Below are 22,976 nucleotides of genomic sequence, written 5' to 3'. Positions count from 1 at the left end.
AAGCTTGCCCGGTTATGACGCTCGCCGAATCAGCCATCCGTTGGTACGACCGGAACGCCCGCGACCTGCCCTGGCGGGTCCCCGGCACCAGCGCCTGGGCGGTACTGGTCAGCGAGGTGATGCTCCAGCAGACCCCCGTCGTACGCGTGGAGCCCGCCTGGCACGCCTGGATGAACCGCTGGCCCACCCCCGCCGACCTGGCCCAGGATCCCCCGTCCGAGGCGATCCGGATGTGGGGCCGGCTGGGCTACCCGCGCCGGGCGATGCGCCTGCACGCGTGCGCCGTGGCGCTGGTCGAGCGGCACGGCGGCCAGGTGCCGGACGACCTCGACCAGCTGCTCGCGCTGCCGGGTGTGGGGACGTACACCGCCCGGGCGGTGGCGACCTTCGCGTACGGGCAGCGTCACCCGGTCGTGGACACCAACGTGCGCCGCGTCGTCTCCCGGGCGGTGGCCGGCGACCCGGACGCCGGCCCGACCACCACGACCGCGGACCTGACCGCCATGGCGGAGCTGCTGCCCGAGGAGCCTTCCGTGGCCGCCCGCGCGAGCATCGCGTTCATGGAGCTCGGCGCCATCGTGTGCACCGCCCGCTCGCCGCGCTGCACCGAATGCCCCTTCGAGGCGGTGTGCGCCTGGCGGCTGAGCGGCGCCCCAGCCCCGGCGGGCCCGACGCGCCGGCCCCAGCGGTACGCGGGCACCGACCGCCAGGTCCGCGGCCTCCTCCTCGAGGTCCTGCGGCACGCCGCGGGACCGGTCCCCCGGCAACGCCTCGACGCGGTGTGGGCCGACGACGTGCAGCGCGCCCGCGCCCTGGCCGGCCTGGTCACCGACGGACTCGTGGAGCCGCTGGACTCGGACGCGGACCGCTTCGTCCTCGCCGGCGACCACCCTCCGCGCTACCCGGCGCTGCCGTAGGAGCCCGGGTACGGCCGCTCGTCCGGCAGCTTCGCCGGGTCTCGGTTCGCCGCGATCTCCCTGACCATCGGGGTCACGTCCATGATCGCCACCGTCCACTCTTCGACGTACCGTTCGACGGCCTCTCCGCTCAGGCCGAGCTGCAGCGACCGGTACGGCAGGGGCTTGAGCTGCAGGGACCGCTCCGGATCCCACTGCACCCGGACGGGGCTGGTCCGCAACCGCCGCGACCACTCCTCCCGGCTCTCCCCGCCGGCCGGATCGTGGTGGCTCAGGCAGGCCCGGGCGAGCGCCCAGTCGAACCCCTCACGGGTGATCTCGATGGCCAGTACGCGTTCCTGGCCGGGCTTGGTGGCCCAGCCGCAGCGGTACATCATCCAAAGGAACGACGGCTTGATCCAGGTCATCCGCTCGCGCTTGAACGGATCCACGAACCGTCCCGCGCGTACGGCCGGCCCTGCGATCGCCTCCGGGTACGCCTGGTAGACCGTGATCGTGCGTTCGGTGTAGACGGCGCGGATCTGCCGCTGCGGAACTTCCATCCGTCGATGATCAACCACGAGGGCGCTAGCGGGGAACCGCAATACGAGCGGTTATCGCGGCCCGTAGGGCGTCCGGTGCCGGCCCCGGTTCCTTCCACCGCGCCGGCGGATACAGCCACACCGGCATCCGCCTGAGCCCGGCCGGCTCCCATTCGTACCGCGGCCAGATGTGCGCGTGCAGATACGGGTCCGTGTTGCCGAGGATCTCGAGGTTGATCCGGAGGAAGGCCGGATCGTGCTCGGCGCAGGCCTGTTCGACCGCCGCACCGAGTCGTTCCATGCTTTCGAGGAACGCCAGCCGCCGCACCCGGGGCAGGTCACTGAGCCGCGTGACGCGGACGTCGTCGGTCAGCAGGACGCAATAGCCGGGCAGCCACTGCACGTCGCCGATGACGGCGAAGCTCTCCGGGAGCCGCGCCAGCACAGTGGGATTCTGCCCTCGATGCGCCGCGCCGATGCGATCCGTACGCCAGTCATCCACAGCCCATGCCTACCGCATACGCACAACGGCCCGGCGCTTGCGCACCGGGCCGCTGTCATTTCCGCCTATTCGTCGGCCGCGGCCGCACCCAGGTCGGCCGGGACCGCGTCGGGGACCACGGATCCCCGGTCGGCACCCTTGAAGGTCAGCTTGGACTTCTCGATGTTCTCGGGGTCGCCCTCGCAGTCCACCACCACGATCTGGCCGGGGCGCAGCTCGTTGAAGAGGATCTGCTCGCTGAGGGTGTCCTCGAGCTCCCGCTGGATCGTCCGGCGCAGCGGCCGGGCGCCCAGGACCGGGTCGAAGCCCTTCTTCGCCAAGAACTTCTTCGCGTTGTCGGTCAGCTCGAGGCCCATGTCCTTGTTCCTGAGCTGGGTCTCGATCCGGGCGGCGAAGATGTCGACGATCTCGAGGATCTCGTTCTGGCGCAGCTGGTGGAAGACGATCGTGTCGTCGATGCGGTTGAGGAACTCCGGGCGGAAGTGCTGCTTCAGCTCGTCGTTGACCTTGACCTTCATCCGCTCGTAGTTGGACTCCTCGGCCTCCGAGGCCTGGAAGCCCAGCGACACCGCCTTGGCCACGTCGCGCGTGCCCAGGTTGGTCGTCAGGATGATCACCGTGTTCTTGAAGTCCACGATGCGGCCCTGACCGTCGGTGAGGCGGCCGTCCTCCAGGATCTGCAGGAGGGTGTTGAAGACGTCCGGGTGGGCCTTCTCGATCTCATCGAAGAGGACCACGGAGAACGGCTTACGGCGGACCTTCTCGGTCAGCTGGCCACCCTCGTCGTAGCCGACGTATCCGGGGGGCGCACCGACGAGGCGGGACACCGTGTAGCGGTCGTGGAACTCGGACATGTCGAGCTGGATCAGCGCGTCCTCGGAGCCGAAGAGGAACTCCGCGAGCGCCTTGGAGAGCTCGGTCTTACCGACGCCCGAGGGGCCGGCGAAGATGAACGAGCCCGAGGGGCGCTTCGGGTCCTTCAGGCCGGCGCGGGTACGCCGGATGGCCTTCGAGACCGCCTTGACCGCGTCCTCCTGGCCGATGACGCGCTTGTGGAGCTCGTCCTCCATGCGCAGCAGCCGGGAGGTCTCCTCCTCGGTGAGCTTGTAGACCGGGATGCCGGTCCAGTTGCCCAGGACCTCGGCGATCTGCTCGTCGTCGACCTCGGACACGACGTCGAGGTCGCCGGCCTTCCACTCCTTCTCCCGCTGCGCCTTCTGGCCCAGCAGCTGCTTCTCCTTGTCGCGCAGCTGCGCGGCCCGCTCGAAGTCCTGCGCGTCGATCGCGGACTCCTTGTCGCGGCGGACCTGGGCGATGCGCTCGTCGAAGTCGCGGAGGTCCGGCGGCGCGGTCATCCGGCGGATGCGCATCCGCGCGCCGGCCTCGTCGATGAGGTCGATCGCCTTGTCCGGCAGGAAGCGGTCCGAGATGTACCGGTCGGCCAGCGTCGCCGCCGCCACCAGGGCGGCGTCGGTGATGCTGATCCGGTGGTGCGCCTCGTAGCGGTCGCGCAGGCCCTTGAGGATCTCGATGGTGTGCGCCAGCGACGGCTCACCGACCTGGATCGGCTGGAAGCGGCGCTCGAGCGCGGCGTCCTTCTCGAGGTGCTTGCGGTACTCGTCGAGGGTCGTCGCACCGATCGTCTGGAGCTCACCACGCGCGAGCATGGGCTTCAGGATGGAGGCGGCGTCGATCGCGCCCTCGGCGGCACCGGCGCCGACCAGGGTGTGGATCTCGTCGATGAACAGGATGATGTCGCCCCGGGTGCGAATCTCCTTGAGCACCTTCTTGAGGCGCTCCTCGAAGTCACCGCGGTAGCGGGAACCGGCGACCAGCGCGCCCAGGTCGAGCGTGTAGAGCTGCTTGTCCTTCAGCGTCTCGGGCACCTCGCCCTTGACGATGGACTGCGACAGCCCCTCGACGACCGCGGTCTTGCCGACGCCCGGCTCGCCGATCAGCACGGGGTTGTTCTTGGTACGGCGGGAGAGCACCTGCATGACCCGCTCGATTTCCTTCTCCCGGCCGATGACCGGGTCGAGCTTGCCCTCGCGGGCGGCCTGGGTCAGGTTGCGACCGAACTGGTCGAGCACCAGCGACGTCGAAGGCGCGGCCTCGCCCGCCGCGGCGCCGGCGGCGGCCGGCTCCTTGCCCTGGTAGCCCGAGAGCAGCTGGATGACCTGCTGGCGGACCCGGTTGAGGTCGGCACCGAGCTTGACCAGCACCTGGGCGGCGACGCCCTCGCCCTCACGGATCAGCCCGAGCAGGATGTGCTCCGTGCCGATGTAGTTGTGGCCGAGCTGCAGAGCCTCGCGCAGCGAGAGCTCCAGCACCTTCTTGGCCCGCGGCGTGAACGGGATGTGCCCGCTCGGCGCCTGCTGACCCTGGCCGATGATCTCTTCAACCTGCTGCCGGACCCCCTCGAGGGAGATGCCGAGGCTCTCCAGAGCCTTAGCGGCAACACCTTCGCCCTCGTGGATCAGGCCGAGCAGGATGTGCTCTGTCCCGATGTAGTTGTGGTTGAGCATCCGGGCCTCTTCTTGGGCCAGGACGACAACCCGTCGCGCTCGGTCGGTGAACCGCTCGAACATGCCCTCGTGCTCCTCACGTGCCGTGCGCCAATGGTCTGGCGGGGCCAGCGCACGGGCATCGGTGATACCCGTGCTGTAACTCTATCGCCGCCGGGTGACTCTGCTGGGCCCTCGAGCCCTCTCGGGACGTCCTGCGCCGATGATTTCCCCAACTTCGCACGCTCAACGGCTGTTCCCCACCCCTGCGGAGTACGCGGACAGCGAAATCCCCGGCGCAACCCCGGCCCGCCGCGGACCCGTCCACAGCCTGTGGACAACGCCGTCCACCCCTGTGGATAACTTACGCAAGCAGAGCGGCGAACGAGCCAAAAAGCAGCAGGGTCCGCAGCGCCTGAGCGCTGCGGACCCTGTGGAAAAGCTGTTCGGCTCGGCGGCCGGCCGCCCGAAGGAGGGAATCGGCCGGGCCGCCCCCGCCGGGAGACCTCAGCGGCCGGGCCCCTTGGCGTGGAACTCGTCCACGATCTCCTGCGGGATGCGACCCCGGTCGGAGATGTCCTTGCCGTTCTTCTTGGCCCACTCCCGGATGGCCTTGTTCTGCTCCCGGTCGGCGGTCGCACCGCCCCGGCCCCGAGCGGCCCGGCCTCCCACGACCACCCCGCCGCGGGCGACCTTCGATCCGGCGGCGACGTACTGCGCGAAGACGTCACGCAATTTCGCCGCGTTCTTGTCGGACAGGTCGATCTCATACTGAATGCCGTCGAGGGCGAACTTGACGGTCTCGTCGGCATCACCACCGTCGAGGTCGTCGACCAGCTTGTGAATGATCTGCTTGGCCACGCGCCGTTATCCTCCCGAACACAGGTTCTCTCAGACAATGCCCTGCGGAGAACAATAACGCTTTGCCCGCGGGATCCGTCAATGCGGGCCATGATATCGACTTCGGCACGCACCAACGCTTCCGCACGGACCAACGCTTCTGCACGCACCAACCCTTCTGCACGCCCTTGGCCGAACGGCGGCGTTTCGCCGAATGCCCGGTGCGCGCCGAGCCCATGACCGGCCGATTCCATTCAGGCCGGGGCGCACCGCACGGCGGCCGTTCGGAAACGTCGTGAGCTCGTGCGGGTCGCCCACCCGCACCGGCGTCGAAGCGTGTCGATCTGAAGAAGTCACCGTGCGTACACCGAAAAGGCGCAACCTTTCCCGGCCCGACAGCGGGCGGCGATCCGCTCGGCCAGGACGCATCCCCACCCCCGGGAGACCCGGCGAATCGCGTCCCGGATCGAGGCCGGAGACTGCGCGCAAGCCCCGGAATCCGAAGCCGCATTGTGATGATCGACCGGGCGGGTCGCGATGCCACGCCGACGCCCGGCACCGAAAAGTCGTCGATATAGATCTGTGCCGGACACGTTGCTGTCCGTCACAAACGGCACCGAGGAGGCCCCGGATTGCGGTTATCGCCGGTAATAATTGCGTCGGCCGGGGCAGCGGCCCCGCCGATCCGGACGTTGCACCTTATCGCAGGCCAACCGGCGGTCAGCCGACATTCCGCTCATAGACCATACGAAGCCCGATCAGGGTGATCATCGGCTCGTGCGCGGTGATGGTCCGGCACTCGTCCTTCACCAGCCAGGCCAGCCCGCCGGTGGCGATGACCGAACGCACCTCACCCAATTCGGCGGTCATCAACTCCACGATGCGGTCGACCTGCCCGGCGACGCCGTAATAAAGCCCGGACTGCAGGCACTCGACCGTGTTCTTGCCGATGACCGACCGCGGCCGGGCCGGTTCCACCTTCCGCAGCTGAGCCGCCCGCGCGGCCAGGGCGTCGAACGAGATCTCGATCCCGGGTGCGAAAGCCCCGCCGAGAAACTCCCCCTTGGCGCTGATCACGTCGAAATTGGTGGTGGTGCCGAAGTCCACGACGATCGACGGCCCCCCGTACAGGGCATGCGCGGCCAGGGTGTTGACCACCCGGTCGGCGCCGACCTCCTTGGGATTGTCGATGGCCAGCTGCACCCCGGTCTTCACCCCGGGTTCCACGATCACATTCGGCAGATCCCCGTAATACCGCGCCAGCATCGTCCGCAACGACCGCAAAGCGGCAGGCACGGTCGAACAGGCAGCCACCCCACTGATCTCCACGGCGTCGCCGGCGAGCAGCCCCCGGAACATGAGCCCCAGCTCATCGGCGGTCGACCGGGCGTCGGTCTTGATCCGCCAGCTGTGCACGAGCTTGTCGCCGTCGAACGTCGCGAGGACGGTGTTGGTGTTGCCGATGTCGATGCAGAGAAGCACGATCAAAACCTTAAACCGTCGGGGGTACGGGCGTTCACGCCCACAACCGCAACACCACCTCCGACCCGCACACCGGAACCCCCGCGCCGCGCGTCCCGGCCCCTGCCGGGCCCCAGCTCCGTGCCACCAAGCCCCACCCAGTCGGATCGGCTGCGACTGACGGCTACGACCGGCGGATGGCGGCTACGACCGGCCGCCTGGCGGTGGCGGGTGGCGGTTGGCGGTTGGCGGTTGGCGGTTGGCGGTTGGCGGCTACGACCGGCCGCCTGGCGGTGGCGGCTAGCGGCTAGCGGCCGCGCCCCTGGCGGCCAGCGGCTGCCCCGGCCGATGGCGGCTCGGCGAGGACTCGGCGGGCGGCCTCGCCTTCATCCCCGGAGCGACTTCGTCCCCGGAGCGACCAGCCGCACCGGCCGGCCGAGGGAAACCGGAGCGACCACCGGCGCGGACCAGCCGAGCGCAAACCGGAGCGACCAGACGGCATGGGCCGGCTGATGGCCCGGCGTGCCTGAGCCAGCCCAACCCGACGCTCGGCCCGCTGCCCACCGCCGCGGTCACCCTGATCCCCGACGCGGCCACGGGCTGTCACTCAGGCGGCACGCAGGTCCAGGGCGATGTCGAGGATCGGCGAGGAGTGGGTCAGACCACCCACCGACAGGTAGTCCACCCCCGTGGCGGCGTACGCGCTCGCCGTGTCGAGGGTCAAGTTGCCGGTCGCCTCCAGCTCGGCGCGGTCGCCGACGCGGTGCACGACCGAGCGGAGCAGCTCGGGTGACATGTTGTCGCACAGCAGGAAGTCGGCGCCCGCCTCGACCGCCTCCTCCGCCTCGGCCACCGTTGTCACCTCGACCTGCACCGGTACGTCCGGGAACCGCTCGCGGACCAGCCGGTAGGCCGCCGTGATGCTGCCGGCGGCGAGCTTGTGATTGTCCTTGATCATGGCGACGTCGTAGAGCCCCCTGCGCTTGTTGGTGCCACCGCCGACCCGCACCGCGTACTTCTCCAGCGCCCGCAGACCCGGGGTGGTCTTGCGGGTGTCGAGCACGGTCGCCTTGGTGCCGGCAAGCTCGTCGGCCCACTTGCGCGTATGAGTGGCCACGCCGGACATGCGGCACAGCAGATTCAGGGCTGTGCGTTCGGCGGTCAGCAACGCCCGCGTCGGCCCGGTGAGCACGGCCAGCACGTCACCGCGCACCACCCGGGCACCCTCCTCGACCCGCTGCTCGAACGTCGCGGTGCCGCCCGACGTCGCCGCGAAGACCTGAGCCGCCACCGGCAGCCCCGCCACGACCCCTGCGGCGCGGGCGACCAGTTCGGCGGTGTCTACCTGGTCGGCGCGAATGGTCGCCTCGCTCGTCACGTCCCGCGGCGGATCGCCGAGATCCTCTGCCAGCGCCGTGTAGACGACCCGCTCGACCTCGGCCAGGTCCAGTCCTTCGCTCATGCTGCGCCTTCCCTCGACATACGCATCCGGCGGCCACGGAAGCAGCCATCCGAACCCCGACGGTCTCCCCGGCGCCCGACCCGATCGCCCCGGGCACCGCCGTGGTCGGGGCGCCACCCAGCCGACCGGAGCCAACCCCGCCGACCGGAGCCAACCATGGACGACGGCCCCGGGGCGGCATCCGCGGGGATGGTCACGCCATTTCCTCGAACGTCTGAGTCAGTGTGCCGCGGCGGTCGATCGAGTTCAGCAGGTGGCCGCGCCATTCGTCGGCTGCGTTGGGGTGGTCCTCTCGCCAGTGGCAGCCTCGGGTCTCGCGGCGTTCGTAGGCCGATGCCACCAGGGCGGTCGCCACGGTCAGCAGGTTGGTGGCTTCCCAGGCCGAGTTGCGTGGGGTGTCGCGCTGCTCGCCGAGGCGGGTGAGTTCCTTGGCGGTGGCCGTCAGCGAGTCCGCCGAGCGCAAGACGCCCGCGCCGCGGGTCATGGCGCGCTGGAGCTCGCTGCGGATCGCGGGGGTCGTCACCCAGCCCGGGTCGCCGGTCGGCGGGGCCGGGTCGGCCTGGGGCGGCAGGTCGCGGGCGATGTCGTCGGCGATGCGGCGGGAGAAGACGAGGCCTTCGAGCAGCGAGTTGCTGGCCAGGCGGTTGGCGCCGTGGACGCCGGTGCAGGCCACCTCACCGCAGGCGTACAGGCCCGGGATGGAGGTGCGGCCGTGCAGGTCGGTGCGGACGCCGCCGGAGGCGTAGTGGGCGGCCGGGGCCACCGGGATCAGCTCGGTCGCCGGGTCGACGCCCGCCGCCCGGGTCGACGCGACGATGGTCGGGAAGCGCTGCTCGAGGAATTCCTTGCCGAGGTGGCGCGCGTCCAGGTAGACGTGGTCGGCGCCGGTGGCGCGCAGGACCCGGTGGATGCCCTTGGCGACGACGTCGCGGGGTGCCAGCTCGGCCAGCTCGTGCTGCCCCACCATGAAGCGCTTGCCGGCCTCGTCGACCAGGTGGGCGCCCTCGCCGCGCAGGGCTTCGGAGATCAGCGGGCGCTGCACCGAGGTCACGCTCGCGGTGACGAAGGAGGTGGGGTGGAACTGGACGAACTCCACGTCGGTGACGGTCGCGCCGGCGCGCAGGGCGAGGGCGACGCCGTCGCCGGTGGAGACGGCCGGGTTGGTGGTGGACGCGAAGATCTGGCCCATGCCGCCGGTGGCGAGCACCACGGCGCGGGCCAGGATCGCGCCGACGCCGTCCTCGGTGCCCTCGCCCAGGACGTGCAGGGTGATGCCGCAGGCCCGGCCGTCGGCCGCGCGCAGCAGGTCGAGGACGAGCGCGTGCTCGACGAGGCGGATCCAGGGGTCGCGGCGCACGGCCTCGTGCAGGGCACGCTGCACCTCGGCACCGGTGGCGTCGCCGCCCGCGTGCACGATGCGGTCGGCGCGGTGACCGCCCTCGCGGGTCAGCATCAGCGACCCGTCGGCGTTGCGGTCGAACTCGGCGCCGATCCGCATGAGCTCCTTGATCCGGGCCGGACCCTCCTCGACCAGCACGCGCACGGCGGCGGGATCGCAGAGGCCCACGCCGGCGATCTCGGTGTCGAAGGCGTGCGCCTCGGGGGTGTCGAGCGGATCCAGCACCGCCGCGATGCCGCCCTGGGCCCAGCGGGTCGACCCGTCGTCGATGTTGACCTTGGTGACCACGGTGACGTGCAGGCCCTGCTCGCGCAGGTGCAGCGCGGCGGTGAGGCCGGCAACGCCCGAGCCGACCACCAGCACGTCGGTGGACTCGGTCCAGCCCGGCTCCGAGGCGGCCAGGCGACGGGGAAGCGCCGGAAGGTCGGCGAGATGCGGCATGGGCTCAGTCAACCTCGCCGGTACGACGAAATCACGGCCGGGGCACCCAGAAGTGCCCGGCGTTACTGGTACTGGACGGGGAGGGCCTTGGCGCCCTTGCCCTTCAGCGAGGACTTCAGGCTGCTGGTGTCCACCCAGAGGTAGCAGCGGACAACCCGGTCGCCCATGGCCCACACGTCCTCACCACCGGGCAGCGAGATCACCCCGGCGCGGAACTGGAGGTCCTCGTCGTCGGGCACACCGACGTACGAGGCGATCAGACCGCGGCAGCCCGCATGGAACTCGTCCCACTGGTCGGACGTCTCGGGGTACGCCCGGTCCCCGGCGTCCCACAAGCCGACGAACTCGGCGTTGTGCGTGGCGGCGCAGGGCGCGGCGGGCATCGTGCCGATCTTGCCGTTCTTGTCGAGCTTGACGGAGTAGCAGGTGAGCAGCTGCTGCGGCGACGGCTGCTTGAGAGCGTCCCGGAGGCTCCCCAGGCGCTGCACAAGGCCGCCGTCGTCCTCCACGGAGCTGCTCTCCACCACCTCGCACCGATACCAGCGGGCGCCTCCGGTCCAGGCGGCCGCGGTCGGCTGGGTCACCCCGATCCACAGCCGGGCCGTACGCCACGGGCCGCCCACGTAAGCGGTGGTCTTGTCGTCGCAGACCTTGTACGCCGCACGCGCCCCCGCGGAGCCCGCTGCGGGCGGCTCGGACGCCTGGGCGGCGGGGCTGGCGAAGGTGCCGACGTACACGGTCTCGGTGCGGTGCTTGGTCTGGCAGTCGACCTCCTCGTACGCCGACCGCGAGCCGGACGTCGAGAAGTTGGCGAGGTGGCAGGTCTCCGCAACCGGGGTGAAGCCGGTCGGCGCCCCGATCGCGGCCCAGCCGTTCATCAGGTCCCCGTCGACCCCGCCCGGATTGCCGCACCCGGACAGCAGGGCGGCGCCCAGTACGCCCACGGCCGCGGCGACGCCCCACCGGCTCCGCCGCGGGGAGAAGTGACGCATGAACCGAGCCCTCCGACCGCCGCGTGGTGTCCGATTTGTCGATCATATGGCAGTCGGCGCGGTCACCAGGCGCCCTTCGGGAGACCCGGAACACCCGGACCATGCGAGAGGGAACGCAGCAGCCGCGGCTCTGCAGCGGAAACGGGACGGCGAGAAGGCGCAGGCAGACAGGATCAGGAGGCGGGTACGGCCCGGGAGGCGGACAAGGTCAGGAGGCGGAGAGCGTCAGGTCACCCCGTACCAGATCATCGGCCATGCCCTCGACGGCGGCCGCCGGGTCCGCGCCGAGCTCGATGATGCTGTTCTCGGCGTCCACGTGGACGATCCGCGGCTGATAGGAGCGTGCCTCCGCCGAGTCCATCTGTCCGTACGAGATCAGGATGACCAGGTCACCCGGGTGCACCAGGTGGGCCGCCGCGCCGTTGATGCCGATCACGCCGGTGCCGCGCTCGCCCGGGATCACGTACGTCTCGAGGCGGGCGCCGTTGGTGACGTCCACGATCGCGACCTGCTCGCCGGGCAGGAGGTCCGCCGCCTCCATCAGGTCGACGTCCACGGTCACCGATCCCACGTAGTGCAGGTCGGCCTGCGTCACCGTGGCGCGGTGGATCTTGGACTTGAGCATGGTGCGCAGCATCAGGCGGCCTCTCCGAGGAACAGCGGTACGTTGTCGATCAGGCGGGTGGTGCCGACCTTCGCCGCGACGAGCAGCCGGGCCGGGCCGCTCGCCGGCGCGGGGCCGAGCAGGGGGTCGGTCAAGGCCAGGTAGTCGACCTGCACGCCCGGCTCGTCGCCGAGGATCTTGCCCGCCGCCTCCAGGACGCGCGTGCCGTCGTTCTGCAGCGCGCCCTCGCGGAGGGCGTGGGACAGGGCGAGCGCCGCCTGCCGCTGCTCGGCCGAGAGGTAGCGGTTGCGGCTGGACAGGGCGAGACCGTCGCCCTCGCGGACCGTGGGCACCCCGACGATCCGGGAGCCGATCTCCAGGTCGGTGACCATGCGCTTGATCAGGGCGAGCTGCTGGTAGTCCTTCTCGCCGAAGAACGCCACGTCGGCGCGGGTGAGCTGGAGCAGCTTGGCGACGACCGTGAGCATGCCCGAGAAGTGGCCGGGGCGGCTCGCACCCTCGAGGATCTCGCCCATCGGGCCGGCCGCGAGCGTCACCGACGGCGTGCCGCCCGGGTACATCTCGTCGCGGTCCGGGGCGAACACCAGGTCGGCCCGCTCGGCCGTGCACGCCTCGACGTCGGCGGCCAGCGTGCGCGGGTACTTGTCGAAGTCCTCGTTCGGGCCGAACTGCAGCGGGTTCACGAACACCGTGACGATCACGTAGTCCGCCTGCTCGCGGGCCTCGCGCACGAGCTGCCGGTGCCCCTCGTGCAGCGCACCCATGGTCATCACGACGGCGACGCGGCCCGGTGCGGCCGCGCGGGCGGCGGCCAGCTCGGCGCGGGTGTGGACGAGAACGGTCATGACGGGCTCCCAACAGTCGCGTGAGCGGAGGCCAGAACATCCAGAAGCAGCGCCGCGTCCTGCGGGCGCAGGCGCCCCGCGGCGATCGCCCGGTCGGCGGTCCGCCGGGCAAGAGCGAGGTAGGCCGGCGCCGACTCCGGCGACAGGCGGTCGAGATGCTTGCGTACGGTGCCCGCATCGCCCCGCGACACCGGACCGGTCAGGGCCGCGTCCCCCAGCGCCAGCGCGTTGTCGAGGGCGGCGTGCAGCAGCGGGGAGAGCACCACGTCCGGGTGCTCGACGCCGGCGGCCCGCAGCAGGTCGGCGGCCTCGTTGACGAGCGTGACGAGGTGGTTGGCGCCGTGCGCGAGGGCCGCGTGGTAGAGCGGCCGGGAGTCCTCGGCGACCCACTCCGGGATACCGCCCAGGTCGGTGACCAGGCGAGCGGCGAACACGCGGTCGCGGGCGGTGATGCCCCAGGCGATGCCGGGCAGCCGGTCCAGGTCGCCCGCGGCGCCGGTGAAGGTCATCGCCGGGTGCAGCGCGATGCCGTCGACATCGCCCAGGATCGCGAGGCCGTGCGCTCCGGAGGTGTGGGCCACCACGGTACGGGCGGACAGCGAACCGGTCGCGGCGAGCCCGGCCACGACGGCGCCGAGCGCGTCATCCGGAACGGCGAGCAGAAGAAGATCGGTGGCGGCCCGGGCGACCTCGTCGGCCGGAAGGATCGCGGCCTGCGGCAGAAGACGCCGAGCGCGGTCGAGGGATGCGGCGGAGACCGCCGCGGCAGCTACGACGTCGTGCCCGGCAGCGGCGAGGGCGGCACCGAGGACGGCACCCACCCGGCCCGCGCCCACCACGCCGACAACCAGCGGGTACGCATGCGGCACTGCGCTCATTCGTAGATCCAGTCCTCGCGAAAGGGGTACCGGTCGAGGAAAAGTATGCGCCCGCGTAACAGGCTCGTGACAAGGGCGTGTGAACAACTGCACCGCCGCGCTGCGCCTAGATTGGCTTCTGTGACGAGGCTGGGCTGGCGGGTCGCCATGCAACACGCGCTGTACGGGCCGCAGGGGTTCTTCGCCGGCGCCACGAGCGGCCCTGCGGACCACTTCCGGACCAGCGTGCACGCCTCCCCGCTCTTCGCCGGCGCCATGCTGCGCCTGATCGAGGAGGTGGACGCCCGGCTCGGCCACCCGCGCGCGCTCCAGGTCGTCGACGTGGGGGCGGGACGCGGCGAACTCCTGGCCGCCCTGGCCGCTTCGGCCACGGGTACGCCGCTCGCGAGCCGGCTGCACCTCACCGGGGTCGAGGTCGCGCCCCGGCCCGCCGGGCTGCCCGCGACGATCGGCTGGCGGCGGGACGTTCCCGAGGGCGTGGTGGGCGTACTGGTGGCCACCGAATGGCTCGACAACGTGCCCCTGGACGTGGCCGAGATCGACCCCGCGGGCCGGGCCCGGCTGGTGCTGGTCGACCCGGCGACCGGCATGGAGTCACTGGGCGGGGACGTGGACGCCGCCGACCGGTTCTGGCTCGCCCGCTGGTGGCCGGACGCCGGGCTGGGCGACCGCGTCGAGATCGGCTGGCCGCGCGACGTGGCGTGGGCGGATGCGGTCGCCTCGGTACGCCGGGGCTGCGCGTTGACGGTCGACTACGGGCACCTGCGCGGCGAGCGTCCGGGCCTGGGCACGCTCACCGGCTATCGCGGCGGGCGCCAGGTGCTGCCCGTACCGGATGGAAGTTGTGATGTGACCGCGCACGTCGCCCTGGACGCGGTGGCGGCTGCCGGCGGTATTCCGTACCGAATAATCACGCAGCGGTCGGCCCTGCGAGCGCTCGGGGTCGACGGCGGCCGGCCACCCTTGGATCTTGCCCGCACGGACCCGGCGGCCTACCTCCGCGCGTTGGGTGCGGCGGGCGCGGCGGCGGAGCTGACCGACCCGGCCGGGCTCGGTGGCCACTGGTGGCTGCTGCACGAGGTGGGTATCGAGCTTCGTGGGACGATCTGAGCCATGAGCGATCTGCGGGAGATGACCGTCGGGACCGGCGCCGGGCTCGACACCGCCGACATGGTGCTCAACATCGGGCCGCAGCACCCGTCGACGCACGGCGTCCTCCGGCTCAAGCTGACCCTGGACGGCGAGCGGGTCGTCGCCTGCGAGCCGATCGTCGGCTACATGCACCGCGGCGCCGAGAAGCTCTTCGAGGTGCGCGATTACCGGCAGATCATCGTGCTCGCCAACCGGCACGACTGGCTCTCCGCGTTCTCCAACGAGCTCGGCGTCGTGCTGGCCGTCGAACGGCTCATGGGCATGGAGGTTCCGGAGCGGGCGACCTGGCTGCGGATGGCGCTCGCCGAGCTCAACCGGGTGCTCAACCACCTGATGTTCCTCGGCTCGTACCCGCTGGAGATCGGCGCGATCACGCCCATGTTCTACGCCTTCCGCGAGCGCGAAACCCTCCAGGCGGTCATGGAGGAGGTGTCCGGTGGCCGCATCCACTACATGTTCAACCGCGTCGGCGGCCTCAAGGAGGAGGTGCCGGCCGGCTGGACCCGCCGGGCCCGCGAGGCGATCGCGCTGGTCCGCAGCCGGATGCCGGACATCGACAAGCTGATCCACAAGAACGACATCTTTCTTGCCCGTACGGTCGGAGTCGGCGTCCTCACCCCCGAGCAGGCAGCGGCGTACGGCGCGTCCGGGCCGGTAGCCCGAGCCAGCGGCCTCGACATGGATTTGCGGCGCGACGAGCCCTACCTCGCGTACGACCAGCTCGACGTGCCTGTGGTGACACGTACGGCCGGGGACTGCCACGCGCGGTTCGAGGTGCTGCTGGAGCAGGCGTACGTGTCGCTGGATTTGGCCGAGGAGTGCCTGGACCGGGTGGACCGGATCGGCGGGCCGGTCAACGTGCGGCTGCCGAAGGTGGTCAAGGCGCCGGAGGGTCACACGTACGCGTGGACCGAGAACCCGCTCGGCATCAACGGGTACTACCTGGTGTCCCGGGGCGAGAAGACACCGTGGCGCCTCAAGCTGCGGACGGCGTCGTACGCGAACGTCCAGGCGCTGGCAACGCTGATCCCGGGGTGCCTGGTGCCGGACCTGATCGCGATTCTGGGCTCGATGTTCTTCGTGGTCGGCGACATCGACAAGTAGCCCGGCCGGCAGTCACCAGCGCCGGTGGCCGGCTCGGGTGCGGTCCGGCACTGCGAGCGGGTCGGGTCCGTATGACTCGCCGCCCCGGCGGTAGTGGTCATCGCCGAACTCGTGCTCGGGTGCGGTGATGGGGCCGGTGCTGAGGCCGTAGCCGCGGCTCGGCTCCGGCTCCGTCCAGCCGGGTTCGCGGTGGTACCAGCTCTGGTCCGGATCGGACCAATGCGCGCCGTTCCGCTCGGCGTGCGACCAGTTCAACGGCCGGCTCGGCTCTGCGTCCGACCAGGTCGGTGCTTGGTCGAAGCCGCCCGGTTCGGGGTCGGACCAGCCCGGTGCCAGGGGATCCGGCTCGGGACGCGACCAGGCGACGTCCGGATCCGGGTCCGACCAGTCGAGCTCCGCTTCGGGGGCCGGTGCCGGGCCGAGCCGGTCCGGGAAGGGGGAAGACCAGCTCACGTCGCCGCTCGCTTCGCTGCCGACGCCGGCGATGTCTGTGCTGGTGTCCGGTGCGGCGTGCCTGCGGGACGGACGGCCTTCGGCCATCGCGGGCTGCCGGTTGCCGCGATAGGACGTGGAAGGGACCGATGCGGCTCCGCGCTGGCGGGGAGCGGTGGGTGCGGGTGGCGGAACGGAAGCCGAGGCAGCCGCCGGCCGAACAGACGCCGAGGCCGCTACGGGCGGAACGGGGCTCGAGGCCGCCGACCGCGGAATGGGCCGAAACGAAGCCGGGGCCGGGGCCGAAGCCGGGGCCGAGGCCGGCGGAACTGAGGCCGAAGCCACCGCCGGGCGGACGGAAGCCGAAGCCGCCGAAGGCGGGACGGAGGCCGGCCGGACGGAAGCCGACGCGGTCGCCGGTCGAGCGGCGCCCACCGTTGCGCGGCCGCCCCCGGCTCGGCCGGGCGCAGGGGCGGGCGAGGCGGCCGTCTGCAGGTGGGTCATCTCGTCCTGCAGAACCTGGACCCGGTGACCGGTGGCGCGGGCCGCGGCGGCGATCTCCTCCCGCAGCTCGCCGCGCAGCGAGTCGACCTCGGCGGCGACGCGGTCCTCGACGTCCATCTTGAGCAGGACGGGGTCGTTCCGGATCAGCAGGGACGCGCCGAGCAGCACGACACAGACGGCGATCAGCAGCACCGCGAACCGGATCGAGCCGGTGCCGTCGCCCACCAGCACGGAGATCGCCGCGACCGGGGCCAGGCCCACGCCGCCCCAGATCAGCGCCCGGAGGAGGCGGGCGCTGTGCTGCTCGTCGGGGTGCCGCTCAGACATGGTCGCAGATGCTACCGAGAGTGGTGGCCGTCACGAAACGGGCAGATATCAGCGCTGCCCGGACCCTGTGCGGGGCCGGGCACGTATCCGCAGCTGAGGACCGTGACCCGCGCCGCGGCGCCAAGGAAAATCCGCTCGCGGCCCGGAAGCCGTCGGCCTCGCCGAAGGCCGACACCCACCCATCCGAGCGAGTGCCGGCCGGGCGGCGGACTTGACCGTGGATCAGCCGGCCGCCAGTGCGCCGTCCGAGCTGAACACCAGGCCGACGCTGATCGTGCCCTGCTTCAGGCCCGTCTTGGTCAGCGGACCTCCCGCGTCCAGCGAGCTGAACTTTCCGGCCTGGAACTTGTACGTCTCCACCAGACCCTGCTGGCACTTCGGCCGCTGCGGGCATTCCGGCGGACCACCGAGGACGGTCGCCGCGCCCGAGCACTTGGCGGCAAGGTCGGACAGGGACTTCACGCCGTACTTGGTGGCGAAGGCCTCGGTGGTGGCGAAGGCGTTCTGGTCCTGGGCCGTGGAAGGAGTGCCGAACACGAGGCCGAACTTCTCGCCGAGGGCCTTGAGGTTGGTCATCGTCGTGTCGAGCTGCGGGGAGGACGGGTCCTTCGCGTCCTTGCCCTCCACCTTGCCGGACAGGAACGTGGCGAGGGTCGCCGCGTACTCCGGGACGACGTCGATCTCGCCCTTCTCGAGGGCGGGCTCGTACAGCTCGCGGTTGCCGATCTGCTGGACCTTCACCTGGTAGCCGGCGGCGGTCAGCACGATGTTGTAGAGCTCGCCGAGGGTCGCGTTCTCGGCGAAGTTGGCGGCGCCGACGGTGATGGCGCCGCCCGGGCCCTTCTGGAGGCCCGCGGTGAGGTTGTTGGCCGTGGCGAAGTCCTGGGCCGCGGCCTTGGAGGACTTGCGGTCGATGTCGACGGCCTTGTTCAGCTCGATGAGCTTGGCGGTGTCGAGGGCCGCGGAGACCTTGTCGAGCGCCGCGATGAGCTGCGGCGACGAGGACTTCTTGGTGACCGCCGGCACGATGTTGTCGGTGTTCTGCAGGTTCTTGTCGTCGGTGAGCACGACGAGCGTGTCGCCCGCGACCGGGGCGCAGCCGGCGCCGGAGGCGGAGCTGGGCGGGGCCGCGGTGCCCGACGAGCCGGACTCGCCGCAGCCGGTGAGGATGACGGCGGCGGCCATGAGGGTGCCGGCCGTCAGGAGCAGGTTTCGACGCATACTGCCGCCTTCTGTGTCCCGGCACGGCCGGACGGCCGCGCCGCGTGTCCGACGGGCAGTCGAAGATTCCGATGCCCGCTTTGTTCGGTTGTCGGTGCTGCCAGGAAAAAGGCCGCACCCATGTTGATAACCGGGGGGTACGACAACCTATGCCGTCAGGGGTTCTACGTTGCCCATTCGTTATCAGCGTGTGGGAGATCAGCCCGCCGGAGCCGCGGCGGTGGGACGGCGTCGCCGCTGCCCGCGAAGCGCCGGCGGAGTCACCAACCGTTGCACGCCGGCCAGCAGAGCCTCCACCAGGAGCGCCAGCAGGGCGACCACGATGCCGCCGGCCACGATCTGGCCGCCGCCGCCGTTGCTCATCCCGATGCCGAACCCCGCCGAGATGATCTCGCCCAGCCCGCCGCCGTTGACGAACGCCGCCAGCGCCGCCGTCGCTACGACCTGCACCGCCGCCGTACGCAAGCCGGCCGCGAGGTAGGGCACCGACAGCGGCAACTCGACCTGCCGCAGCAGCTGGCCGCCGGACAGGCCCATCCCCTTGGCCGCGTCGCGCGTCTCGGGGTCGATCTGCCGCAGCCCCGTGTACGCGTTCGCCAACAGCGGCGGCACGGCGAACACCGCGAGCGCCACCACCACCGGCGCCTTGCCGAAGCCCAACGGGGTCAGCGGCAGGATCGTCAGCAGCGCCAGCGTCGGGATGGCCAGGGTCAGGTTGGCGAAGGTGATGACCGCTCCCCCGCCGCGGCCGCGGTGCCCGAGCCAGATGCCGAGCGGCCAGCCGATCGCGCAGCCCAGCAGCACCGCCCAGAAACTGATGAGCAGGTGTTCCTCCAGCCGGTCCAGCAGGCCGCCGGAATTGGTCCAGTTCAGCGGGTCGTTGAGCCAGACGAAGCCGTCACGGAAGTAGTTCACAGGCGTCGCTCCCGGGCCCAGGGCGTCAACAGTCGGCCCAGCCCGGCCAGCGCCAGGTCCAGGACCAGGGCCAGGCCGACGCAGAGGATCGTGCCGGTCATGATCTCGGCCTTGTAGAAGTTGTTGCGGAAGCCGCCGAGGATCATGTCGCCCAGTCCGCCCTTGCCGATCCACGAGCCGACTGTCACCAGCGCCACCGTCGACACCGTGGCAAGCCGTAGCCCGGTGAGGATCCCCGGCAGCGCCAGCGGCAGTTCGATGCGCAGCAGGCGCCCGGCGCGGCCGTACCCCATGCCCGCCGCCGCGTCGCGGACCTCGTCCGGCACCTGGGTGAGGCCGGCGAGTGCGTTGCGGACCAGGACGAGCAGCGCGTACAGGACCAAGGCGATCAAGACCGACGTGTCACTCGTGGTGCCCACCGCCGGGGCGACGAGGGCGAGAAGTGCCAGCGACGGAATCGTGTAGAGGACGCCGGAGAGTGCGAGAATCGGCCCGGTCAGCGGTCGCCACCAGTAGGCGACGACCGCGAGCGGCAGGGCGACGACCAACGCGATGCTCACCGCGCGGGCGGTGAGACCCGCGTGGAACTGCAGTGCCGAGAGGATCTCGTCCGCGTTGTCGTGGACATAGCGCCAGGAGAACCACGGATTTCCCGGCCCGTCAGCGGGGGCGGCCAGGGGCCACGCAGGCGCGGCGGCCCTCGACAGGAAGGACATACGTGGACGCTACCGCGATCGAGGACTCCGGCGCTGGCCGGACCGCGGCGTCTATCACGCTCGAGAACGTCGGCAAGGTCTATCCCGACGGCACCGTGGCCGTCGGCGACATCAGCCTCGAGGTCGGCGCCGGCGAGCTGGCCGTGCTCATCGGCCCGTCCGGATGCGGCAAATCGACCGTTCTGCGCATGCTCAACCGGCTCATCGAGCCGTCGAAGGGCCGGATCCTGATCGACGGTCAGGACGTCTCCCGGCAGGACCCGGTCGAGCTGCGCCGGCACATCGGATACGTGATCCAGAATGTGGGACTGTTCCCGCATCAGACGATCGGCACCAACGTCGGCACGGTGCCGCGGCTGCTCGGCTGGAACCGGAAGAAGACCCGCGCTCGCGCCGAGGAGCTGCTCGACCTCGTCGGCCTCGACCCGAAGCGCTATGCCGGCCGCTACCCGCACGAGCTCTCCGGCGGTCAGCGGCAGCGGGTGGGCGTGGCCCGCGCGCTGGCCGCGGATCCGCTGGTGCTGCTGATGGACGAGCCGTTCTCCGCGGTCGACCCGATCGTGCGGGGGCGGCTGCAGGAGGAGTTCCTCCGCCTCCAGGCCACGGTCCGCAAGACCATCGTGCTGGTCACCCATGACATCGATGAAGCGGTACGGCTGGGCGACCGGATCGCGGTGCTCGGCGAGGGCGGCCGGCTGCTGCAGTACGCCGCCCCGGCCGAGCTGCTCAGCGAGCCGGCGTCGGAGGAGGTCAGCCGGTTCGTCGGCAACGACCGGGGCATCCGGCGGCTGGCGGTCACCAAGGTGCGCGACGCGATGCGCCCGATCGGCCAGATCGAGGAGATCGAACGGCTCCCGACCGTCGACGCGGACGGCACTCTCTACGACGCCCTCTCGACAATGCTCACCAGCGATGCGCTGAACGTGGTGGCGGTCGAGGACGGAACTCCCGTGGGGACGGTGTCACGCTCCGTGCTTTTCGACGTACCGAACAAGGAAGCGCCGGCACGGGCGTGACACCGACCTCCTAGCGGGTTCCTCGGCGACCCCCGAGGGTGGCGAGGCCGATGATCCAGCCGACGAACAGGCCGTAGGTGGCGCCGTCGCCGGCCGAGCGGAACGCTCCGAGCAGCGACGGGTTCGCCAGGAACAGCGTGGTGAGCAGGGCGGCGAAACCACCGGCGAAGATGTACGACGCCCAGCCCGCGAAGAACTGGCTGATGGTGCCGCGCGCCCGGGCCAGCTGGGAGCCGGGCAGCAGGTAGAGGAAGAGCAGGGTCAGCACCACGACCAGGATCGCCTTGAGGTCGGTGATGATGATCGAGCGCAGGGAGTCGTCCGAGTCGAAGCGCCAGTGCGGCCACGCGAGCAGACGCAGCCACCAGCCACCGGCGGTGTTCGGATCGGTGTTGTCCGCGGCCCAGTCGGCATACCAGGGGCTGCCGAAGACCAGGACCAGGATGAGTGCGGCGAGCGTGCCCGCACCCGGCGCGGTCTTGTAGCGATTGGTGAGAGCCATGGCCCGCTAGTTCCCAGCGAGCGATCGTTTTCAAACGACGGGCATGGATGAGCTAGTGCTTCTGCAGGTAGTCGATGAAGGCGGCCCGAAGCAACGGCTCCTGCTCCCCGTACCCATGTCCGGTCAATTCACGCCACAACGCCACCGCTTCGTCGATGGTGGGGCCGACCGTGTTCGGGGCGCCGTCGAGGGAGGCGGCCTCGTCCGAGTCGGGCAGGTGCTTGAACACCGACCAGAAGAAGCCGAGGTCACGGTGTTCCCGGGCCCTGGCGAACGCGCGCTCGCGCAGCTGCTCGGTGGTCAGGGCGTCCAGCTCGGCGAAGGTCGCGTCGGTCATGACGCCAGCATAGGGCGACGGTCCGGGCCGTCGCCGGTCACCGCCGGTCCGCGGGTACGGCCTCAGCGGCCGCTGCCCCAGGGCCCGAGGTCCCACTGATCGGAGGAACGGCTCGCCGAACTGGCCGACGGGGTCCACGTCTCCGGCAGGTCGCCACCCTGCGAGGCGCCGGTCCACTCCTCGTCGAAGCCGGCGGGCGCCAGCGGGCGGCCGTACGTCTCCACCAGCCGGGTCACCAGCAGCCCGGCGCCGATCGTGGCGCCCGCGATCGCGAACAGGGCGATGTCGAAGGTGCGCCGGTCGGCGTAGTCCAGGAACAGCGTGATGCCGGCTACCGAGAGCAGGGTGCCGAAGATGCCGCCGCGGCGCCCGTACGCGCTGGTGCCCGCCAGCAGGACCGCGCCGAACGCGATGCCGGTCCACTCGAGCCCGGTGCCGGGCGCGATCGGAACGGTCGACTTGGCGGCCATCAGGATGCCGGCGCCGGCCGCGAAGACCGACGACAGCACCAGCGCGGCGAGCACCGGGAACACCGCGCCCGCTCCGGGCCGGGCAGCCGGGTCGCCCACCGGGCGCATCCGACCGACCGACCGGCGGATCGACGGGACCGTGCCCAGCGCGCCGCCGATGACGGCCAGCAGCGCGAACCCGCCGAAGAGGTAGAACGCCTGGTCGGCGGGGTCGTAGGTGCCCTGGATGGCGACCGGGGCGGTGCGCAGCTGGTCGTACACGATGACGCCCATCGCGGCGCCCAGCGAGGCGACCCAACCCGGCACGTGCAGCATCAGCACGAGGACCGCGGCCACCAGACCGCCCGCGGCGGCGATCGCGAGCGCCGGCACGGCGCCGCGGACCAGGCCCTGGTCGCCGTTCTCGGCGAAGTGCAGCGACGCGGCCAGGGCGATCGGGCCGACCGCGAGATTCGGTACGCCGGCCCGCAGGGTCAGCCCGGCCCCGAGCGCGAGCAGCCCGAGCGCGGCACCCGAGATGAGCAGCGTGTCCAGCGCGGGACGGCGCAGGGAGGCGGGGTCGAGGCGATAGAGCAGGTAGGCGATGGCCGCTACGGCCAGCAGCAGCACGATCTCCCAGCCGATGTGCACGCCGAGCCGGTCCCGCCCGTCGTCACCGCCGCGGCGGGACACCTCCGGCACCGGCTCGGTGATCCGTACGCCGGTGTCGTCCCGGTCCAGGTCACGCCGCCTGCTGCGGAAGTCGGTGGAAGCCGAGCCGGTCCGGTACGCCGCCGGGTCGGCCGGTGTCTGCTCGTCGCCGGCGTTGCGACGGTATGCGGTCTCGTCATAGGCCATCTCGTCCACCTCCTCCGCCGCGGCACAGCATACGGAAGCGAGGGGGTCTCGGTTCA

General features: G+C 71.2%; 22 protein-coding genes. 4 read left to right on the top strand and 18 right to left on the bottom strand.

Annotated elements, in window-relative coordinates; genetic code table 11:
* The first annotated feature begins 14 nt into the window (after positions 1 to 14).
* Positions 15 to 917, top strand: a complete 903-nt coding sequence (locus tag AB0368_RS32670; protein WP_366157871.1) for an A/G-specific adenine glycosylase — start codon at positions 15 to 17, stop codon at positions 915 to 917.
* Here AB0368_RS32670 and AB0368_RS32665 read toward each other — a convergent pair.
* From AB0368_RS32665 to AB0368_RS32615, 11 genes are all read right to left on the bottom strand, one after another.
* Positions 899 to 1,459, bottom strand: a complete 561-nt coding sequence (locus tag AB0368_RS32665) for a DUF4291 domain-containing protein (RefSeq protein WP_366157870.1) — start codon at positions 1,457 to 1,459, stop codon at positions 899 to 901. The two genes, AB0368_RS32670 and AB0368_RS32665, sit on opposite strands and share 19 nt — an antisense overlap.
* A 25-nt stretch (positions 1,460 to 1,484) precedes the next feature.
* Positions 1,485 to 1,883: a diadenosine tetraphosphate hydrolase gene (locus AB0368_RS32660; protein ID WP_366157869.1), complete on the bottom strand. Its 399-nt coding sequence runs from the start codon at positions 1,881 to 1,883 to the stop codon at positions 1,485 to 1,487.
* A 122-nt stretch (positions 1,884 to 2,005) separates the two neighbouring features.
* Entirely contained in the window at positions 2,006 to 4,528 is a 2,523-nt protein-coding gene (locus tag AB0368_RS32655; protein WP_366157868.1) for an ATP-dependent Clp protease ATP-binding subunit, read from the bottom strand.
* Between the two features lie 423 nt (positions 4,529 to 4,951).
* A complete protein-coding gene (locus AB0368_RS32650) occupies positions 4,952 to 5,305 on the bottom strand; it encodes an Lsr2 family protein (RefSeq protein ID WP_366157867.1) in 354 nt (117 codons plus the stop codon).
* A 699-nt stretch (positions 5,306 to 6,004) separates the two neighbouring features.
* Entirely contained in the window at positions 6,005 to 6,766 is a 762-nt protein-coding gene (locus AB0368_RS32645; protein WP_366157866.1) for a type III pantothenate kinase, read from the bottom strand.
* Between the two features lie 586 nt (positions 6,767 to 7,352).
* Positions 7,353 to 8,207, bottom strand: coding sequence for a carboxylating nicotinate-nucleotide diphosphorylase (gene nadC, locus AB0368_RS32640; protein WP_366157865.1), 855 nt, complete (start codon positions 8,205 to 8,207; stop codon positions 7,353 to 7,355).
* Positions 8,208 to 8,400: 193 nt separating this feature from the next.
* The gene (locus AB0368_RS32635) at positions 8,401 to 10,047 is read right to left on the bottom strand and encodes an L-aspartate oxidase (protein ID WP_366157864.1); all 1,647 of its coding nucleotides are present in this window, start codon (positions 10,045 to 10,047) and stop codon (positions 8,401 to 8,403) included.
* Positions 10,048 to 10,109: 62 nt separating this feature from the next.
* Positions 10,110 to 11,039: a septum formation family protein gene (locus tag AB0368_RS32630; protein ID WP_366157863.1), complete on the bottom strand. Its 930-nt coding sequence runs from the start codon at positions 11,037 to 11,039 to the stop codon at positions 10,110 to 10,112.
* 208 nt (positions 11,040 to 11,247) lie between these two features.
* The gene (panD, locus tag AB0368_RS32625) at positions 11,248 to 11,676 is read right to left on the bottom strand and encodes an aspartate 1-decarboxylase (RefSeq protein WP_366157862.1); all 429 of its coding nucleotides are present in this window, start codon (positions 11,674 to 11,676) and stop codon (positions 11,248 to 11,250) included.
* Positions 11,676 to 12,509: a pantoate--beta-alanine ligase gene (panC, locus tag AB0368_RS32620; RefSeq protein WP_366157861.1), complete on the bottom strand. Its 834-nt coding sequence runs from the start codon at positions 12,507 to 12,509 to the stop codon at positions 11,676 to 11,678. Before panC ends, panD begins: the two co-directional genes overlap by 1 nt.
* The gene (locus AB0368_RS32615; RefSeq protein WP_366157860.1) at positions 12,506 to 13,387 is read right to left on the bottom strand and encodes a Rossmann-like and DUF2520 domain-containing protein; all 882 of its coding nucleotides are present in this window, start codon (positions 13,385 to 13,387) and stop codon (positions 12,506 to 12,508) included. The genes panC and AB0368_RS32615 overlap by 4 nt, the downstream gene beginning before the upstream one ends.
* 147 nt (positions 13,388 to 13,534) lie before the next feature.
* Here AB0368_RS32615 and AB0368_RS32610 point away from each other — a divergent pair, with 147 nt between their 5' ends.
* A complete protein-coding gene (locus AB0368_RS32610; RefSeq protein WP_366157915.1) occupies positions 13,535 to 14,497 on the top strand; it encodes an SAM-dependent methyltransferase in 963 nt (320 codons plus the stop codon).
* Positions 14,498 to 14,500: 3 nt separating this feature from the next.
* Positions 14,501 to 15,643, top strand: a complete 1,143-nt coding sequence (locus tag AB0368_RS32605) for an NADH-quinone oxidoreductase subunit D (protein ID WP_366157859.1) — start codon at positions 14,501 to 14,503, stop codon at positions 15,641 to 15,643.
* Positions 15,644 to 15,655: 12 nt separating this feature from the next.
* Here the strand turns inward: AB0368_RS32605 and AB0368_RS32600 are convergent, their stop codons facing one another.
* The 4 genes from AB0368_RS32600 to AB0368_RS32585 all read right to left on the bottom strand — a co-directional run bounded on the left by AB0368_RS32600 (position 15,656) and on the right by AB0368_RS32585 (position 19,758).
* Positions 15,656 to 16,906 carry a hypothetical protein gene (locus AB0368_RS32600; RefSeq protein ID WP_366157858.1) on the bottom strand — a complete coding sequence of 417 codons (1,251 nt, stop codon included), beginning with the start codon at positions 16,904 to 16,906 and terminating at the stop codon, positions 15,656 to 15,658.
* Positions 16,907 to 17,128: 222 nt separating this feature from the next.
* Positions 17,129 to 18,127 (bottom strand): glycine betaine ABC transporter substrate-binding protein, encoded by a 999-nt coding sequence (locus AB0368_RS32595; RefSeq protein ID WP_366157857.1) that lies wholly within the window; start codon positions 18,125 to 18,127, stop codon positions 17,129 to 17,131.
* Positions 18,128 to 18,325: 198 nt separating this feature from the next.
* Entirely contained in the window at positions 18,326 to 19,042 is a 717-nt protein-coding gene (locus AB0368_RS32590; RefSeq protein ID WP_366157856.1) for an ABC transporter permease subunit, read from the bottom strand.
* The gene (locus AB0368_RS32585) at positions 19,039 to 19,758 is read right to left on the bottom strand and encodes an ABC transporter permease subunit (RefSeq protein ID WP_366157855.1); all 720 of its coding nucleotides are present in this window, start codon (positions 19,756 to 19,758) and stop codon (positions 19,039 to 19,041) included. The genes AB0368_RS32590 and AB0368_RS32585 overlap by 4 nt, the downstream gene beginning before the upstream one ends.
* A 2-nt stretch (positions 19,759 to 19,760) precedes the next feature.
* Here AB0368_RS32585 and AB0368_RS32580 point away from each other — a divergent pair, with 2 nt between their 5' ends.
* Positions 19,761 to 20,774 (top strand): ABC transporter ATP-binding protein, encoded by a 1,014-nt coding sequence (locus AB0368_RS32580; RefSeq protein ID WP_366157854.1) that lies wholly within the window; start codon positions 19,761 to 19,763, stop codon positions 20,772 to 20,774.
* Between the two features lie 10 nt (positions 20,775 to 20,784).
* Here the strand turns inward: AB0368_RS32580 and AB0368_RS32575 are convergent, their stop codons facing one another.
* The 3 genes from AB0368_RS32575 to AB0368_RS32565 all read right to left on the bottom strand — a co-directional run bounded on the left by AB0368_RS32575 (position 20,785) and on the right by AB0368_RS32565 (position 22,920).
* Entirely contained in the window at positions 20,785 to 21,276 is a 492-nt protein-coding gene (locus tag AB0368_RS32575) for a hypothetical protein (RefSeq protein ID WP_366157853.1), read from the bottom strand.
* 52 nt (positions 21,277 to 21,328) lie between these two features.
* Positions 21,329 to 21,613, bottom strand: a complete 285-nt coding sequence (locus AB0368_RS32570; protein ID WP_366157852.1) for a hypothetical protein — start codon at positions 21,611 to 21,613, stop codon at positions 21,329 to 21,331.
* Positions 21,614 to 21,675: 62 nt separating this feature from the next.
* Positions 21,676 to 22,920 (bottom strand): ABC transporter permease, encoded by a 1,245-nt coding sequence (locus AB0368_RS32565; RefSeq protein ID WP_366157851.1) that lies wholly within the window; start codon positions 22,918 to 22,920, stop codon positions 21,676 to 21,678.
* Between the last annotated feature and the right edge of the window lie 56 nt (positions 22,921 to 22,976).

Source organism: Actinoplanes sp. NPDC051475 (assembly GCF_040689425.1).
Taxonomy (GTDB): domain Bacteria; phylum Actinomycetota; class Actinomycetes; order Mycobacteriales; family Micromonosporaceae; genus Actinoplanes.
The sequence above is the reverse complement of the archived record's forward strand: the minus strand, read 5'-3'. Positions and strand labels throughout refer to the sequence as shown.